Origin of the sequence: Aliikangiella coralliicola (genome assembly GCF_007004725.1) — a bacterium.
Classification (GTDB): Bacteria; Pseudomonadota; Gammaproteobacteria; order Enterobacterales; family Kangiellaceae; genus Aliikangiella; species Aliikangiella coralliicola.
In genome coordinates, this window is the sequence record NZ_ML660168.1 from 92828 (window position 1) to 110011 (window position 17184).

A 17184-nucleotide genomic window follows, 5' to 3' on the forward strand; every position below is an offset into this window, starting at 1 on the left:
CGGCGGGCTATCGCGTTAACCCAGTCATCCTTCTTGGTGAACCCATGAATTGCAATCACCCGCAATTGAACGAGGTGATCGGGTTATTCTCTTTTTCAAAAGGAGCAGAGCATGTCACTGATTCAATGGTCCCATCAATACAGTATTGGCATTCCGAGTATCGATGCGCAACATAAAAACCTGGTCGAAATGATCAACCGGCTTAATATCGCGATGGCACAAGGTGAAACGGCAAGTGTGGTCGCTAATATTCTCGCAGGGTTAACCGAATACACCAGAGTTCATTTTGCTTTTGAAGAATCGCTGTTCGAACAATATGGATATCCAGAAACGAAAGAGCATATTCAAAAACACTCACGTTTAATTGCCCGAGTAGAACAATTTAAAATTGATTTCGAACAAGACGCCAGTGGCGCTATTAGCTTGGAAATTATGCAATTTCTGACACATTGGTTAACTGGCCACATTCAAAAAAGTGATCGAGCCTACGCAAACTTTTTGATCGACAAAGGCGTTAGTTGAGTTGAGATTTAAATAACATCTTGATTATCAAGTGTATTTGGCTTTTTTTTATCAAAACTCATTGTTAGCAAGCACTTACAATCAAACTCAAATATTTCAAGGAGAGATAACCAATCAAAAGATTAACCTTTAATAAGCTTAAATCCTCCACTAATCTAGAAATTACTCAAAAATTGAGATCTATATAACGGATTTTTATAGAATTTCTGTTAAAATTTTTGAGTTAGCCAGTTTGTGTCTCTAAAATTCTGATAACATTAGTCATATGAGTTCATAAAAATACAGAATAAAAATTCGACTCATTCAATTAGAATAAAAGGCACTCAATTAAAGAACTAAATAGCTATGTCACATGAATTTTCCGAAAATATAGACGCGTTTGACTTATGGAAGTCAGATATTGGTCGAACTCTTAGCCGTTTCCGCTTGTGGTTAAGGCGCAATGAGCTATTTAATGAGGACATTGACTCTCGTCTGTTTAAGCTACAAGAATCTTTAAAAAGCGAATATTTAACACTTGCCTTTGTCGGTGAATTTTCTCGCGGAAAAACCGAACTAATCAATTCTTTATTTTTCGCTGATTATGGACAACGCATTTTGCCCTCTGAGGCGGGGCGCACGACCATGTGTCCAACGGAATTATTTTATGATCGAAAAGAGGCAAGGCCTTATTTGCGATTATTGCCTATCGAAACCCGTTTAGAGAGCACAACTCTAAGTGAATATCGAGATATGCCCAGTCAATGGACAGAAGTGCCGTTAATGACAGGCTCAGCCCAGGAAATGACGTACGCTTTACACACGATTACTCAAACTAAAGAAGTCTCTCTTGAAGAAGCCAAAAATCTCGGCTTCACTGACGATATTCTAGAAAAATTAATGGGCGAAGATAACAAGGTCGAAATTCCGGCCTGGCGTCACGCACTAGTTAGTTTCCCCCACGATTTGCTAAAGCGAGGACTCTGTATTCTGGACACGCCCGGGCTTAATGCATTGGGTAGCGAGCCAGAGTTAACCCTGAAGCTTTTACCGCAAGCGCAAGCGATTGTCTTTCTGCTAGGCGCTGATACGGGAGTAACCGCGTCAGACATGGCCATTTGGGAAAATTATATTCAGAATCTGGAAAGAGATAATTCGCTAGGTACGTTTGCAGTTCTGAACAAAATAGACACGCTTTGGGACGAGCTATCAAGCCGTAAAAAAGTCGATAAAGCAGTTACCCGAATGATCAACACAACCGCAAGACAATTGCAGATAGAGACTAAACAAGTATTGCCTGTGTCCGCTCAAAAGGCGCTGGTGGCGAAAGTTCGCAATGACAAGTCGATGTTAATCCGCAGTCAAATTACTGAACTGGAACATTTATTGTCTGTCAGTTTATTAGAAAACAAAGAACATATTATCTGGGAATCGGTCATTAAAGATGCGAAAAGCCTGGTTGAAGAAGCAACCCAACTACTCACAAACAAAAGTGATCAACTTTACGTTCAAAAAGGAGAGCTTCAGTCATTAACCGGCGATAACAAGCAACGAATTACTCAGCTCGTATCAGAAAATGAAAGAGATTTAAAAGAATTTGAACACCGGCTTATTGCGATCAAACCCAGTCAACGATTGTTAGAACGACAAACTCAAATTTTGCTTTCAGTTATCGGCGCGAGAGTTTTATCAAAAGAAGTGGAAGTAACGCTAAATGAACTGGTAAATAGTAAAACGACCATTGGTTTATTTCGTCATATGCGACAATTCTTTATCGCAGTCAAAACGATTATGAAAGAGCTCACACGAGAAGCAGAGCTCACGAATAAAATGGCAGTGTCACTATACGATAAGTTTACCAACGATTTCGGCATGCAATTGCTAGAGCCAAAATTATTTCCAGCAAAACGTCTTGGTCGAGATTTGGAACAAATTATTAAGAATTCTGAACGGTTGAATAATAGTATTTTTACGACCTTCACCGAACATAGCCTGGCTGTGAAACGCTTTTTCTCTGGTACTGTGACCGACGTTATGTCGTTTTTTAAATCGACCCGCCAAGAACTAATTAGCTGGACTCAAAATGTCATTCACCCACTTACCCAGCAATTGCGAATGCAACAAAAGTTGATTACCGATCATCGGAATGAATTGGCTGAGTTAACCAAGTCACGCGCCAACCTTGACGGAAAAATTAAAGGACTTTCGCGTCTGATTGATGAAATCGAAATGGAACGTCAAACAGCCACTGAATTGATCGACTCATTTGAAGCCAAAAAACCGGGTAAAGAAAAGTCTAACATCGTCAGAATATCTTCAGCTGGTCGATAAGTTACTAGTGCAAACTAGCAACAACCCCTAATTACCAGCTACAATTGTATTATAAGCTCACTTAAAGATTTGGTGTCTGGTTACTCGCCAACGCCATTCAACCAATTAACGACATTCTAAGGAGTCAGTTATGATTGGTTTTAACTCAAAATTATTTCACTTATCACAATACTCAAGAAGATTTTTGTTAATCATAACTTCAATCATCGCGGCCTTCTCTTTTACTACAAGCGCGAACGAGCATACCGTTGGCGATGTCACAGTCAACTACAATGCCCTCAGTGCCGCTATGATCCCTGCAGAGGTCGCTAGTCAATATGGTATTACTCGAAGTGGACGAACCGGCATCGTTAACATTGCAGTCAGTAAAAGTGGCGAGCCAGTGATCGCGAATATTTTCGGCCACGGTAAAAACTTGGCCGGACAGTTAAAAGAGTTAGCTTTTAAAGAAATAAAAGAAGAAAAAGCCATTTACTATATCGCAACTTTTACCTTCAGAGACGGCGAAAAATTGATATTTGATCTACAGGTACAAGCAGAGAAAAAGGGGATTTTAATCCCGGTAAAATTTAAGCAACAATTGTATACCCAGTAACAACTCTTTCGTCCCCTCTGCTCAGAGGGGATAACAACTGGAACCTCTCCCCAATTACTAGCTCAGTCTGACTCTTACTTACTCACACACTCCACATAGCTCGCACCAACAAGAATTGCTATAATAACTGATTAATCCATTAAACATTTTCTTTCGCCATGCCCTCAAACCAACCACACATTGCGCAAACCTTGCCAAATCAAATTGTTCTGGCTAGCGGTAACCAAAAAAAGCTCAAAGAATTAACTGAAATTCTTGGCCAATTTGAGGTGACGTTAGTTCCACAATCAGAATATCAAGTAAGTGATGCAATTGAAGATGGCCTGACTTTTATCGAAAACGCTATCATTAAAGCCCGACACGCATGCCAGGCCACAGGAAAGCCGGCAATTGCAGATGATTCAGGTATTGAAGTTGATTACCTGAATGGGGCACCAGGAATATACTCTGCCCGTTATTCCGGCTTAAACGCAAGTGACGAAGAAAACCTTGATAAATTATTAAATGAACTCAAAGACGTAGAGTCATCGCAAAGAACCGCAAGATACCAATGTGTTATTGCTTATATGCGTCACGCAGAAGATCCTACCCCCATTATTTGCCAAGCAAGTTGGGAAGGCATTTTACTGGATAAAAAAATTGGCGATGGCGGTTTCGGTTACGATCCAATTTTCTATTGCCCAGTGCAAGATAAAACCGCCGCTCAAATGACGCCTGCGGAAAAGTCGGCAATTAGTCATCGCGGCAAGGCGTTATCAGCTTTTCAAACAATACTAAAACAGCGTTATGCGTAATTTTTACCGAGTAGTTTCATGGCGCTGACCCAACTTCCTCCCCTGTCACTTTACATTCACATCCCCTGGTGTGTGAAAAAATGCCCTTATTGCGACTTTAACTCCCATCAGGTAAAGAATGATATTCCTGAACAGGCGTATATCGATCGCTTGTTGGTCGATCTGGAGCAGGAAATTCCACAAGTTTGGGGTCGCCAACTATCCAGTATTTTTATCGGCGGTGGAACGCCCAGTTTATTCAGCGCCCAAGGTTTCGAAAAACTACTGAGCGGAATTAGAGCACTGTTGCCTTTTCAGCCAGACATGGAAATTACCATGGAGGCAAACCCCGGTACGGTCGAAGCCCAAAAATTCAAAGATTTTTTTAACGCGGGAATCAACCGAATTTCAATCGGTGTACAAAGTTTCAACAATCAATTTTTAGACACTCTCGGAAGAATTCACAATGGTGATGAAGCAACAAGAGCTTTCGAGATTGCACGACAAGCAGGATTCGATAATATCAATCTTGATTTAATGTACGCGCTGCCAAATCAGTCTGATTCTCAAGCGATGGTAGACTTACAAAAAGCAGTGGCATTATCACCAGAACACCTTTCCTGGTATCAGCTGACGCTGGAACCTAACACGCTTTTTTATCATCAACCTCCTCCGATCCCTGATGAAGACTCCGCTTTTGATATTTCTGAACAAGGCATTGAGTTTTTACGACAAAATGGTTACCAACAATATGAAGTCTCTGCCTATTCTAAAAACGGAAAGCACCCTTCTGTGCACAACCTTAATTATTGGCAGTTTGGTGACTACCTCGGAATAGGTGCCGGCGCTCATGGCAAAATATCTCGCGCTGACGATCAAACAATCACTCGTAAAAGTAAAAAACGTAGTCCTAAGGATTATCTGGATGCGGATAAACCGATAATCGAAAATGCACGAACTATTCCACAACAAGAATTGCCGCTGGAGTTTATGATGAATGCCATGCGTCTAAAAAATGGCGTTGCGCAGGAATTATTTTTTGGTACAACCGGGCTACTTATCGGACAAGTCAAAAACGCAATCTCGCAAGCGCAAGAACAGGGCTTATTGAATTGTTCCAACAACCAATTGCAACCATCGGAACAAGGTTATCGATTTCTCAACGAGCTACTGGCTTATTTTATGCCTGAAAATTTTCCGGAGCTAGCAGAGCCCAATAACGGAAAAGTTGATAAAGCGAACACCATTAAGGTAACTGAATTGAATTAATTGCATTGTCAGAAGTCGTACTTGTAGCAGTCAACTTTTGATTGACTAGAGTAAAAATCATAGTAGTACGAATAGTCACTTTGAAAATATTCAATGTTGAAAGTAACAATAAAGCGACAACTTGAGTCATAATTGGTATCAATTCTTCAATTGCTCATCAGCTACTTGCTATGATGTAATCAATCTATTTGCAGCTAGAGAAAGTCTCCTATATGAAGTTTAAACTGATAAGTTGTCTAACCATTCTTAGTCTGTTGATGCTCACTAACGCTAACCTCAACGCTGCACAATCGACTCGCTGGGACAAAACCATTCAAAAGGTCACCGATGCAGTCGTTAGCATCCGTGTGAACGCCGTTCGTCCTTTTGACACTGAAGGGAGCATGGTTACTCAGGCAACAGGTTTTGTAGTAGACGCTCAAAATGGCATTATTTTAACCAATCGTCATGTGGTCAACCCCGGCCCGGTGACAGCAGAAGCGATATTTTCGAATAGTGAAGAAGTTGAGCTGATTCCGATCTATCGAGATCCTATTCACGATTTCGGCTTTTTCAAGTTCAACCCAAAGTCTCTAGAATTTATCAAACCTCAAGAACTCAAGCTGGTCGATAACAAAGCGCAAATAGGCGATGAAATCAAAGTCATCGGTAACGATTCTGGCGAACATATGTCCATCTTGTCGGGGACGCTTGCACGACTTGATCGCTCTGCTCCCAAATACCGGCGCGGCGGATATAATGATTTCAACACCTTTTATTTTCAATCAGCTGCTGATACTTCGGGGGGATCTTCTGGCTCTCCGGTTGTGAACATAAATGCCGAAGTCATCGCCATCAATGCAGGCGGCAATAATGCCAGCTCTTCGAGTTTTTTCTTACCACTTTATAAAATAACGCGCGCATTAAAATCTATTCAGGAAAACAAGCCCATTAAGAGAGGAACGCTGCAAACAACATTAAGCTATCAGCCCTATGATCAGGTTCGGCGGTTAGGTTTGTCGAGCGATTTAGAGTCAAAATTCCGCCAAAAAAGCGATGGAGATGGACTCCTGACAATTGCAGAAACAGTCGTTGATGGGGCTGCAGACAAAAAATTAAAACCCGGCGATATTGTTATTTCGCTGCAATCGCCTGACCAAAAACTGGATTATGTGAGTCGCTACGAACAGTTCGAAATATTTCTCGATGAACACGTCGGCGAAGAAATCACACTCACTGTTTCTCGCCAGGGAAAACTAAAAACCCTTGCATTAACAGTGGAAAACTTGCATCAAGTTACACCAGATGAATATATGGAAGTTGCCGGTGGGATTTTTAATAATTATTCTTATCAGCTGGCAAGGCAAACGAATTTATCGACTAGTGGCGTTTATGTTTCATCGGCAGGCTTTATGTTTGGTAACGCAGGCATTGGTCGCGGTGTTGTTTTGCAATCTATTAACAACCAGGAAATTACCAATTTGGATGATTTTCAACAAGCCCTTTCAGAATTAAAACAAAACCAATATTTTACCCTAAAATACGTCAATATCGGTGCGCCCAAAAGTACCAGGGTGGCGAATGTAAAATTTCAAACCAACTGGCACGTTTCCAAACGCTGTAACCGCAATGATGAAACCGGGCTTTGGCCTTGTAAAGCAATTAACTGGGAACAAGAATCCCATTTACCTGCGCCAACTGAAATTAAGTTTAATCAATATTCTGATAAGCGAAAAAATAAAATCGCGCGTTCTTTGGTGATGGTGAATACCAGTCTTCCCTACCATGTTGACGGCCAAAATTTCCCAAACTACTCTGGCACAGGTTTGGTTATTGACGCTGACAAGGGACTAGTTATCGTTGATCGAAATACTGTACCGATAAAAATGGCACAGGTTGACATCACAATTTCAGGCGTTGCCGAAATTCCGGCAAAAGTATTGTTTGTTCATCCGTTACACAGTTTCGCCTTAATTCAATATGACCCTGAATTGGTTCCTAACTCAGGCATTAGGTCAGCACCATTGAACACATCTCCATTAGAATCCGGCGAAACTGTTTGGCTGGTTGGTTATCAAACGGCAAATCGTCTTATCAGCGAAAAACTGAATGTTTCCAGCTTCGATCCGCTGACGCTTCCCGCGCCTTCAATTCCACAATTTAGGGAGGTAAACATTAACGCTGTCACCATCAATAATCCACCCGCAGTTGCAAGCGGGGTATTGCTTGATAAGCGTGGCAAAGTTCGTTCCTGGTGGACTAACTTTGCATTTGGTCGCTCCACCACACAGACGATTGACCGAGGTTTACCGATTTCTTACGTCAAAAGTATTCGTGATCAGTGGCGTAAAAAAGGAAAAATTGATATCTACTCGCTTGAAGTCGAATTGCATCCAGTGACCATCGCTGATGCTCGCAATTTTGGACTATCTGATGAATGGATGGAAAAATTTCAATCGAATGGCAGCAAATCACAAATGCTGCAAATTACCAGACTGGTAGCGGGTTCCGATGCATTCGAACTTTTGAAAGAAGGTGACTTATTACTATCCATTGACGAGGAAATTATTCATAACTTTTCAGATCTGGATAAAATGACTCAGCAACCTGAAATTAATCTGAGCGTTTGGCGCGATGGCGAGCAGCACGATTTTAATATCAAAACTAAAATGCTATCAGGAAATGATACTGAAGAAGTTTATCTCTGGTCTGGCGCATTACTACAGAAGCCCCACCGCGCTTTGGCATCACAACACGCCATTGAAGCTGATGGCGTTTATGTTTCCTGGTACTGGTTTGGCTCACCAGCTAATCGTTATGGACTCAGACCATTAAATCGAATTACTGAATTTGAAGGTGAAAAAGTTGAAAGTATTGAGCAATTCATTCAACTCACACAAAAGCATCGCGACAAAGACTATTTGAGGATTCGACTACTGGATTTGATTGGGCGAGAATCAATCATCACACTTAAACAAGATCTACACTATTGGCCAACACAAAAAATATTCAAAAATAGTGCTGGCTGGCGTAATGAGTTGGTGAGTTCAAATTAAATTGAGTTTTGAACTATCTGATTGAGCCAAGAAACAGATAGCCCCCGATGCCACTCAAGAACAATGGCTACTGACATTATGGTGTCAGTAGCCCTAAGTTATGCTGGTTTTATCAAAGATCAACTTAAGGAAATAAAGTGAGTTCTCTAGAGTCGGAAAAAGTTAATCAATTTATCGAAGATACCCAGTTCCAGTCACCGGAAAAATACGAGATACTCGTCTCGTTAAGAAAACTAATAAAACAGGCAGGCCCTCACCTGATTGAAGGAATTAAGTATGGCGGTTTGATTTACTCTTGCTCGAATACTTTGCGGTGTGGAATATTCGTTTATAAAAATCACTTGTCTGTCGAATTCGGACAGGGCGCAGAATTTCTCGACCCGGACAAAATATTAGAAGGAAAAGGCAAATATCGAAGGCACATTAAAATTAGTGAGATTGACGATATAGAAAAAAAGAAGGTTGGGAATTTTGTTAAGAAAGCAATCGAGTTAAGTTGATGTTACACATTTATATTCACGGGGCGATTATAACCGAGAGCTACGTTGGCCGAAATGATATCGACTAGTGAACCATGTCATCTCGAGCGCAGTCGAGATGACATTTACTGTTCAATATTGCTTCTCGAATTAACTACCACCTAACTCATCGACACAGCAACAACTAATCCAATAAAAATTAAAATAGTACTTTGAAAAATACTAGCGGCAATATTACCTTTCTTAATCTCTTCAATAAAATCGATTTTTGTAAATACATATTTATCAATGATAACCAATGCAAAAACACTCACAAGCAATGTGACCAGTGCATAGAGTAAATTAATTCCTAAAAAAGTTAAGGTCTGCTGAATTGAACTAATTTCCACAATTAACTCCTTATGACTTTATTCATTATTGTTTATAAATTTCAAAAATTTTATTTATCAAGCACTCTGAACGGCACATCTTCAGGTTTATGATCCTGCCATCCAATAGCGTATGCGGTAATCGGATGAATGCTACCATCGGATAAGTTTTTACTATAAAAATTCATAATATCGGTCGCCGCATAACTCGCCGCGTTCTTAATACTGTACAAATCATCAGCGCCAAACAAATGCAGTATTTCGTGTGCCTGAGTGTTATGTAGTTTGTCCCATCGATTACGCTTAACCTGGTTCATTAACATGACATATTCTTCACGGCATTTCGAAATCATTTGTGTCCGCTTTTTGCCATTTTCGTAATAAGTTCGCTTATGGGTATAACCACATCGCCGGGCAAACGAACGTCTTTCAAAGTTACTATGAAAAATTACCACGCCTTGATCGGCCCCAACAATTTTCATGTGCTTACTGATAAAGTCACCAACATTTTTCTCACCCAGATCTTCCATAACCGCGTCTACAAACTTGTCTATTTGTGGCGTTGCACTTTTATGGGATATCGCTGATAACTGCTTAATTCTAGGGTTTCTCTGTGCAATAAAAATTTTATTAATAAATTCTAAATTATCAATATTATATTCTGAAGCGCGCAATTGTTTCCAACGCTCAACTTCGCTCAACACTTGCTCACTGCGTAACATATCTTTTTTACTCCAGCGAGTTTTTACCCCATCGTCGATAAATATATAAGTGACCAGTACTCTATCTTTGAGGACTTTAGCTGGGCCGGTAGCACGTGTCGCGACATAATCAGCATTAAAATTTCTCTCTTTTTCATTGCTTGCTAAATGACGACGCAAACTTTTTAGTCTTCTGTCAGTTTGCTTGTCAAACTGGTAGTTCTGCGCTTTAACCAAGCTTTCAATGGCGAAGAGGTGGTGCCACTTAGATTGATGAATATCTGCGGCCATCAGATGGAGTTGTTTGAGAATAGGACCAGACTGAAAACTTTCTTCATTGGCAACGACTAACGCCGCTTTAATTAACTTAAGTCGTTGATCGGCTTCGGATGCTTCGAGCACATCTTGGTAAGCTTTAGAAAATCGGGGATACTTTTGTCTGTCTGAATCACTTAACTCTGTCGAGTCGCTAAAATCTACGAGCTGGCGCCACCCCGATTCTTCGTTGCCAAGCCCTGCGCCCTGCTCGCTACAGTTGCGCAGTAATAAAAAACAACAAAAAGCGAGAACCCAAAATAATTTGGAAAGTACCGACGTGTTCATATAATCATCAAGGAAAACAGATTAATTCGAATTAACTCAAGGAAAGCAGTTTATCTGATAATCGATAATAAATCTCGCCCCGCCAATACTCACAAGACAATAATCACTCACAAGGCGAGAATCACTCACAATTCAAGACAATCAAATTTCATTCGTTATGACTGGCAGGTTAGTTATGCTGCCAATTATCAGGGTCATCGCTATCATTGGGCGAGAGACCCAATAAGTCTCCTTCGGTAGAAACTCCTAACCCTAATACCGTACGATTGGCATAGTTAAAATAAGCCACAACCTGGTTAACCTCCAGAATTTCCCCGTCATCATATCCAGCGTCGCGGATGATTGCTAAATCGGCTTCGGCCACAGCATAGGGAGTTAATGTGAGTTTTTTTGCGTATTGAAACAAAGTCGACTCTTTCGCAGAAAATGCAACATCGAATCGGTCGGACTGTAACGCCTCGCGAACAGTTTGTGCGCGCTCATCATCATTGATGAGTCTTTTATAGCCTTGATAATGATGCTCAACACAGTAGTCGCATCGGTTGAGTAAACTGACATACACACCCAGCGCTTCTAGCCAATGCTTTTCCAACTGGTTGGCATTGTGATGAAGCACATTCTTGTAAAGTGCCATATGCCCTTCAAGCGTGTGAGGTCGTAGGCTGTGGGCCATCAAAATATTGTCGACATTGTCATCGGGACCAACAACTCGCTGATAGAGTTTTTTTAGTTTGCCTGTTGCAGCTTCAAAGCTTATCGTTTTTATCCAACTCACATTTTACTCCTTTTCAGTTTGATTTATTTGGTGCACTTGCAATATTATTTCAGAATAAATCCGATAAAACAAATAGTTAAATATTCCCCACTCGCTTTCCAGATACTACATGATTAGTACATACCAGCATTTTTAATCAGAAAGAAAAAACGCTATAAGCATTTGAAAATAAAGTATTAATTAACATTTATAATTAAACAGTTGACTTTAAGACGACCGGTCATTTATTATAACCTCTATGGGAAGAATTGGACATTGTAGACAACATATACTTGATGCCGGGCTGGCAGTACTCTCTCAAAAGGGTTACAACGGCACTGGCGTAAAAGAGATCGTGGGCGCCGCAGGTGTTCCCAAAGGCTCATTCTACAATCATTTCGAAAGTAAGGAAGCTTTTGTTATTGAGGCAATGGAAAAACTAGCCGATGAGAGCTCGACTCGCTCGGAGATTATTCTCAATGATCAAACTAATAGTCCTAAACAGCGCTTACTCAATCTATTTGATGAGAATCATCAACAACTGAAATCCTCAGAATTTTGCGGCGGCTGCTTGATTGGTAATCTTTGCCTGGAAATGTCCGATGAAAATCCCGCAATCAGAGATACTGCTAATCGGATCATGGACGATTATGTGAATTCCATTGCTGAGTGCTTAACCCAGGCCCGTGAAGCCGGAGAGTTGCATACATCAACGAATGTTAAGGAGCTCGCAGAGTTTATTCATTGTGCCTGGGAAGGGACACTGATGAGAATGAAGGCAAGTAAGGCTTGTGAGCCATTCAATATATTTCGTAGTCAATTGGAGAGTTTCTTTTTGTAGTTGGTACTTTTTGTAGTCGTACTTTTGCAGCGGAGTGTTCTTTATAATTGAACCCTTTCGCTAATAATCGCTTCGATCAGCTCATTCAGAGCGCATATTTTCAAATAAAAATATCCAACGACCAGTAACAGATCACATAACTCAATTTAGCTGTAACATTTTTCAAGACGACCGGTCATATATACAATTAAGACGACCGGTCACTTAATAAGTAGATGATTAAGAAAAGGAAGAAAGATGAAATTACTACCACGCATTTTTGCGACGCTGCTTCTTTTACTCTCAGTCGAATTCGCGGAAGCAGAAGAACTCATGGTAACAAAAACAACCGTTGCCGAAGAGCAAGAAAAGAATCAGCAAAATGAACGCCAACAAAGCGGACAACCGATAATCGGAACAATAAACGCCGAAAAAAATCCTCATCGCGGCTGGGTCTGGGACTCTGAAGTTGAACCTTACGATACTGGTTGGGCGCTATACATCGACAATGACTTATTCGCTCTACGCAGTAGTGATCAGGATTATACCGGCGGTTTTTCACTCACGCTGGCGGGACGCCGGGCCGTTGAGTATGACTTTTCGCTCAACCCAATTCTGGAGAGGGTTGATCAACTGACAGGATTTGAATCTCTTCATTCGCAGGGCGATCGTCAGCTGCACAGTATTGAAATGGGATTTACCGTTTTTACACCCGAGTCAATTGCTAATGTTGAAGAACAAGTTGGCGATCGACCTTACGCGAGTTTGCTATTTCTTTCTAATACTCATGAGTCAATCGACTTCGAATCTGACACAGCCTGGGTATCGACATTCACTCTGGGCGTGATTGGTTCCTCTTTAATTAGTGAAGTACAAACAGAACTGCATAAAACACTGGGTAGTGAAACACCGGTAGGCTGGAACAACCAAATCAGCGACGGCGGAGAACTAACCGCGAGATATAGCATAGCCAGACAAAGCTTATTTCATTTTAATTATCGAAACGAACATAATTTTGAAGTGTCGACAACCATGCAAGCAAGTGTTGGTTATATTTCTGAAGCATCATTTGGTTTAGCCGCTCGTGTCGGCCAGTTCGACACTCCCTGGTACAGCTTCCGACCACAATTTAATGATTATTCAGAAAAGTCCGCCAGCCTCGCGGGCCTTAACAAAAATCAGGAAGAGTTTTATTTCTGGGGTGGGTTCAATTTGCATTTGCGGGCATACAATGCTTTTTTACAAGGGCAATTCAAAAACAACACTATTGAATACTCTTCTAGCGAAGTCAGAAACATTGTCGCCGAAGCCTGGCTTGGTGTTACCAGACAGTTCAAAAATGGCTGGCGTTTAAGCTACTTGTTGAGAACACAGTCATCCGAAGTAAAAGTTGGTAAAGCCGATCGAAGCGTTTATTGGGGCGGGTTAATTTTGAGTAAAGGCCTATAAAATGAAGATGTAGACTACATTGCCAATTTGATTAGCTGCTTATTCTTCTGGAAATTCTAAGCCCGTTATGAACTTCCAGATCAATAAGCAGTGATTGATTTTATATGATAGATGTTTTCTATCAATTTTTTAGCCGCTAACATCATGTGCTCATGCTTAACGGTTTCTCACAATAACGATATCCGGCTATCTATTTGATAACCAAAGAATATTTTCAATAAAGTAATGTTCGCCGCTCATAGCTAACAACTATTTAATCATTTTCGCCCTCCTTCGCCATTTGCCTTATTATCAATTAGATTTATAATTTTCAGAAATTTCTGAAAATTCAGGCATTACACAATGGAACTTCCATCCGAATTAGAAACCTTTGTCGTACACTTCGGTGAAATGGGCAGCCGGTGGGGCTTTAATCGCACCGTCGGGCAAATGCTGGCAGTGATCGTTTTCACCGAGGAAGCGCTTAATGCTGATCAAATTGCCAAGATGCTCAGTATTTCCCGAGGTAATGTAAGTATGGGGATCAAAGAACTTCAATCCTGGCAATTGATCCGTGTCCACCATAAGCCCGGCGACCGAAAAGATTATTTCAAACCTGCCGGAACCATCTGGGAACTGGCTTTGCAAGTTTTGTCAGAAAGACGTAAACGAGAAGTCGATCCAACCCTGTCGCTGTTACGCGGTCAGCTGATGAACGAGCCCGGTGAATATCAATTCGCCACTGAGCGAGTCAAAGAAATCCATGACTTGCTAGAGCTTTTTAATACCTGGTTTGAAGACATTCACCGAATGAATCCTGATAGTTTAAAGACATTATTAAAGCTTGGCTCTGGTGTGGGAAAGGTTCTTGATTTGAAAGAGCGACTGACCACCAGAGACAAAAGTTAACAGACAATAAAGCAGCTTTCGAAGTAAACACTTAGAACACTCAACTGCCCCAGTTGGAGATAGACATGTTAGACACTTTTCTATTATCTCGTATTCAATTTGCCGCCAATATTAGCTTCCACATTTTATTCCCAACCATCACCATTGCACTCGCCTGGTTTCTTTTTTATTTTAAAGTCAGACACGATATTTCCGGACATCCGGTATGGATGCGAATCTATCGTTTTTGGGTAAAAATTTTCGCACTGACTTTTGCTTTGGGTGTCGTGAGCGGTATCACTATGTCTTTCCAGTTTGGCACTAACTGGCCAGGCTTTATGGAAAGAGTCGGTAACATAGCCGGTCCGTTACTGGGCTATGAAGTACTCACTGCTTTTTTTATGGAAGCGACATTCCTTGGTGCCATGCTATTTGGAATTAAGCGGTTACCCAGTTGGCTCCACACCCTGGCAACTTTTTTAGTTGCTTTTGGCACATCAATGTCAGCTTTCTGGATCTTAGCTTTAAACTCATGGATGCAAACACCTCAAGGTTTTTATCTTGTTGACGGAATCGCTCATCCAGAAGATTGGTTCGAGATCATTTTTAATCCCTCATTCCCTTACAGACTGCTTCACACTTTACTGGCTTCAGGGTTAACAGCATCATTTTTAATCGCCGGTATTTCAGCCTATCGAATTTTGAAAAAGGATGATAAGTTAGCGCCTAAAATCGCACTAAAAACTTCAATGTATACAGCAGCGATATTAATGCCAATTCAAATTTTTGTCGGTGATCTTCATGGCCTGAATACACTTGAGCATCAACCACAAAAAGTAGCGGCCATGGAGGGAATCTGGGAAACAAAGCAAGGTGCACCATTTCTGTTATTTGCGGTTCCTGATGAAAGCGAACGCAGCAACCATTTAGAAATAGGGATTCCCAAAGCGGCCAGCCTGATTTTAACTCATGAACTGGATGGAGAAATAAAAGGACTGAATGAATTTAAAGGCGAACACCCGCCGGTAAAACCTGTTTTTTATGGTTTTAGAATTATGCTCGGCGTGGGAATGCTAATGTTAATCGTTAGTTGGTTGGTCAGTTTTAAACTGATACGACATAAAACGCTTTCAAGAAGCCAACTCTTAATATTAGTTTCCATGGCATTTTCCGGATGGGTCGCAACTTTAGCCGGTTGGTACGTCACAGAAATAGGAAGACAACCTTACCTGGTCAGCGGCGTGCTTACCGTTGCTGAAGCAGTCACCGACTTACCACCGAGCAATGTGGCTATTTCTCTCACTTTATACAGCCTGCTTTACCTGGCATTACTCGTTGCCTATCTACACACAATATTTTATATGGCAAGAAAATCCGCCGCGGTCGAAGAATTTGAGACAGATGATGTTTCGATTTCAAAACCCTTTCATCATCCAGAAAGAATCGAGCGTCTCTCGAATAACTCAGAAATTGAAGCTAACTTACCTGTTTCATCTACATTAAAGCCTTAACGAAAGCGGAGTATTGGCAATGACTTTTGAACAATCACTACCCTATATTTTTCTATTGTTGATGGCTGTTTCAGTTTTGATGTACGCCGTTCTCGATGGCTTCGATCTGGGCGTTGGCGTGATGCTACCAAAGGATAACCGAAACTATCGAAATCAAATGATAGCGTCAATTGGGCCATTTTGGGACGCTAATGAAACTTGGCTGGTACTTGCAGTAGGAATTTTGCTTATCGCTTTTCCACAAGCACATAGCATGGTATTGAAAGAACTTTACCTACCGACGTTGTTTCTCTTGATTGGACTTATCTTACGCGGCGTCGCCTTTGATTTTCGCGCCAAAGCCGTTACTGGTTATCAAAATTTGTGGGATAAACTATTCAAAGCAGGCTCAATTCTAGCATCTGGCTCACAAGGTTTTATGCTCGGACTGTATGTTATGGGGTTTGAATACCATTGGGCTGCTTTGGCATTTGCGGGACTCAGTGCTGTTTGCGTGACGTCAGCTTATGCCTACATCGGTGGCGCCTGGTTAGTGATGAAAACAGAAGGTGAATTACAAGTGTTTGCCGCAAAAAAAGCGCGTATTGCGGGCTGGATAACGGCAGTCGGAATTATCGCAATCTGTATCACCAACCCGCTCATTAATCCGCAAGTAGCTGATCGCTGGTTTAGTTTGCCTGAAGCCATTTTGCTAATGCCGATACCATTAATGAGTTTTATTCTGTTGCTCGTGACGGATATCTATTTAAAGAGTGTTCCAGTTTCTCAAGATAAAGCTTGCTGGCTTCCCTTTATGTCTGTCGCGAGTCTTTTCTTGCTATGTCTAATCGGACTGGCATATAGTTTTTATCCCTATGTCGTGCCGGATAAACTATTAGCTGTTGACGCAGCAAGCTCAACCGCATCATTGAAATTTATTTTTTATGGTGTGGCAATAGTACTCCCTATCATTCTCGCATATACATTATTTTCTTATCGGGTATTTAAGGGAAAAACAACAGAATTAGAATATTATTGATTTCACCCAGAGGAGAAGTTTCCCTGATAAAATTAGCCTACATCCAATGTAGGCTTTTCACGATTACGATATTAGCGTGAGTTTTTTTTCGAACCATCACTTTTAAAAAC

General features: G+C 41.1%; 15 protein-coding genes. 12 read left to right on the forward strand and 3 right to left on the reverse strand.

Translation table 11 applies throughout. The annotated features are described in order from the left end of the window. Positions 1–111 precede the first annotated feature (111 nt). From FLL46_RS19520 to FLL46_RS19550, 7 genes are all read left to right on the forward strand, one after another. A complete protein-coding gene (locus FLL46_RS19520) occupies positions 112–522 on the forward strand; it encodes a bacteriohemerythrin (RefSeq protein WP_142933034.1) in 411 nt (136 codons plus the stop codon). A gap of 345 nt (positions 523–867) precedes the next feature. Continuing rightward, entirely contained in the window at positions 868–2832 is a 1965-nt protein-coding gene (locus FLL46_RS19525) for a dynamin family protein (RefSeq protein WP_142933035.1), read from the forward strand. Positions 2833–2962: 130 nt separating this feature from the next. Then, positions 2963–3427: a DUF4426 domain-containing protein gene (locus FLL46_RS19530; protein ID WP_142933036.1), complete on the forward strand. Its 465-nt coding sequence runs from the start codon at positions 2963–2965 to the stop codon at positions 3425–3427. A 158-nt stretch (positions 3428–3585) separates the two neighbouring features. Further along, positions 3586–4221, forward strand: coding sequence for an RdgB/HAM1 family non-canonical purine NTP pyrophosphatase (gene rdgB / locus FLL46_RS19535; RefSeq protein WP_142933037.1), 636 nt, complete (start codon positions 3586–3588; stop codon positions 4219–4221). A gap of 18 nt (positions 4222–4239) precedes the next feature. After that, the gene (gene hemW / locus FLL46_RS19540) at positions 4240–5469 is read left to right on the forward strand and encodes a radical SAM family heme chaperone HemW (RefSeq protein WP_142933038.1); all 1230 of its coding nucleotides are present in this window, start codon (positions 4240–4242) and stop codon (positions 5467–5469) included. Positions 5470–5681: 212 nt separating this feature from the next. Beyond that, positions 5682–8504: a trypsin-like peptidase domain-containing protein gene (locus tag FLL46_RS19545; protein ID WP_142933039.1), complete on the forward strand. Its 2823-nt coding sequence runs from the start codon at positions 5682–5684 to the stop codon at positions 8502–8504. Between the two features lie 137 nt (positions 8505–8641). Next, the gene (locus tag FLL46_RS19550; protein ID WP_142933040.1) at positions 8642–9004 is read left to right on the forward strand and encodes a DUF1801 domain-containing protein; all 363 of its coding nucleotides are present in this window, start codon (positions 8642–8644) and stop codon (positions 9002–9004) included. A 140-nt stretch (positions 9005–9144) separates the two neighbouring features. On the opposite strand, the gene FLL46_RS19555 is transcribed toward FLL46_RS19550, so the two are convergent. The 3 genes from FLL46_RS19555 to FLL46_RS19565 all read right to left on the reverse strand — a co-directional run bounded on the left by FLL46_RS19555 (position 9145) and on the right by FLL46_RS19565 (position 11430). Next, complete coding sequence (locus tag FLL46_RS19555) at positions 9145–9372, reverse strand: DUF350 domain-containing protein (protein ID WP_142933041.1); 228 nt, start codon at positions 9370–9372, stop codon at positions 9145–9147. Positions 9373–9422: 50 nt separating this feature from the next. Further along, entirely contained in the window at positions 9423–10655 is a 1233-nt protein-coding gene (locus tag FLL46_RS19560; RefSeq protein WP_142933042.1) for a hypothetical protein, read from the reverse strand. Positions 10656–10824: 169 nt separating this feature from the next. Then, positions 10825–11430, reverse strand: coding sequence for a carboxymuconolactone decarboxylase family protein (locus tag FLL46_RS19565; protein ID WP_142933043.1), 606 nt, complete (start codon positions 11428–11430; stop codon positions 10825–10827). A gap of 238 nt (positions 11431–11668) precedes the next feature. Between FLL46_RS19565 and FLL46_RS19570 the strand changes: the two genes are divergently transcribed. From FLL46_RS19570 to FLL46_RS19590, 5 genes are all read left to right on the forward strand, one after another. After that, positions 11669–12250, forward strand: coding sequence for a TetR/AcrR family transcriptional regulator (locus FLL46_RS19570; protein WP_142933044.1), 582 nt, complete (start codon positions 11669–11671; stop codon positions 12248–12250). A gap of 237 nt (positions 12251–12487) precedes the next feature. After that, complete coding sequence (locus FLL46_RS19575; RefSeq protein ID WP_142933045.1) at positions 12488–13678, forward strand: lipid A deacylase LpxR family protein; 1191 nt, start codon at positions 12488–12490, stop codon at positions 13676–13678. A 342-nt stretch (positions 13679–14020) separates the two neighbouring features. Beyond that, positions 14021–14566, forward strand: a complete 546-nt coding sequence (locus FLL46_RS19580) for a GbsR/MarR family transcriptional regulator (protein WP_142933046.1) — start codon at positions 14021–14023, stop codon at positions 14564–14566. A gap of 65 nt (positions 14567–14631) precedes the next feature. Next, a complete protein-coding gene (locus tag FLL46_RS19585; protein WP_142933047.1) occupies positions 14632–16056 on the forward strand; it encodes a cytochrome ubiquinol oxidase subunit I in 1425 nt (474 codons plus the stop codon). A gap of 19 nt (positions 16057–16075) precedes the next feature. Beyond that, complete coding sequence (locus FLL46_RS19590) at positions 16076–17074, forward strand: cytochrome d ubiquinol oxidase subunit II (protein ID WP_142933048.1); 999 nt, start codon at positions 16076–16078, stop codon at positions 17072–17074. The last annotated feature ends 110 nt before the right edge of the window (positions 17075–17184 follow it).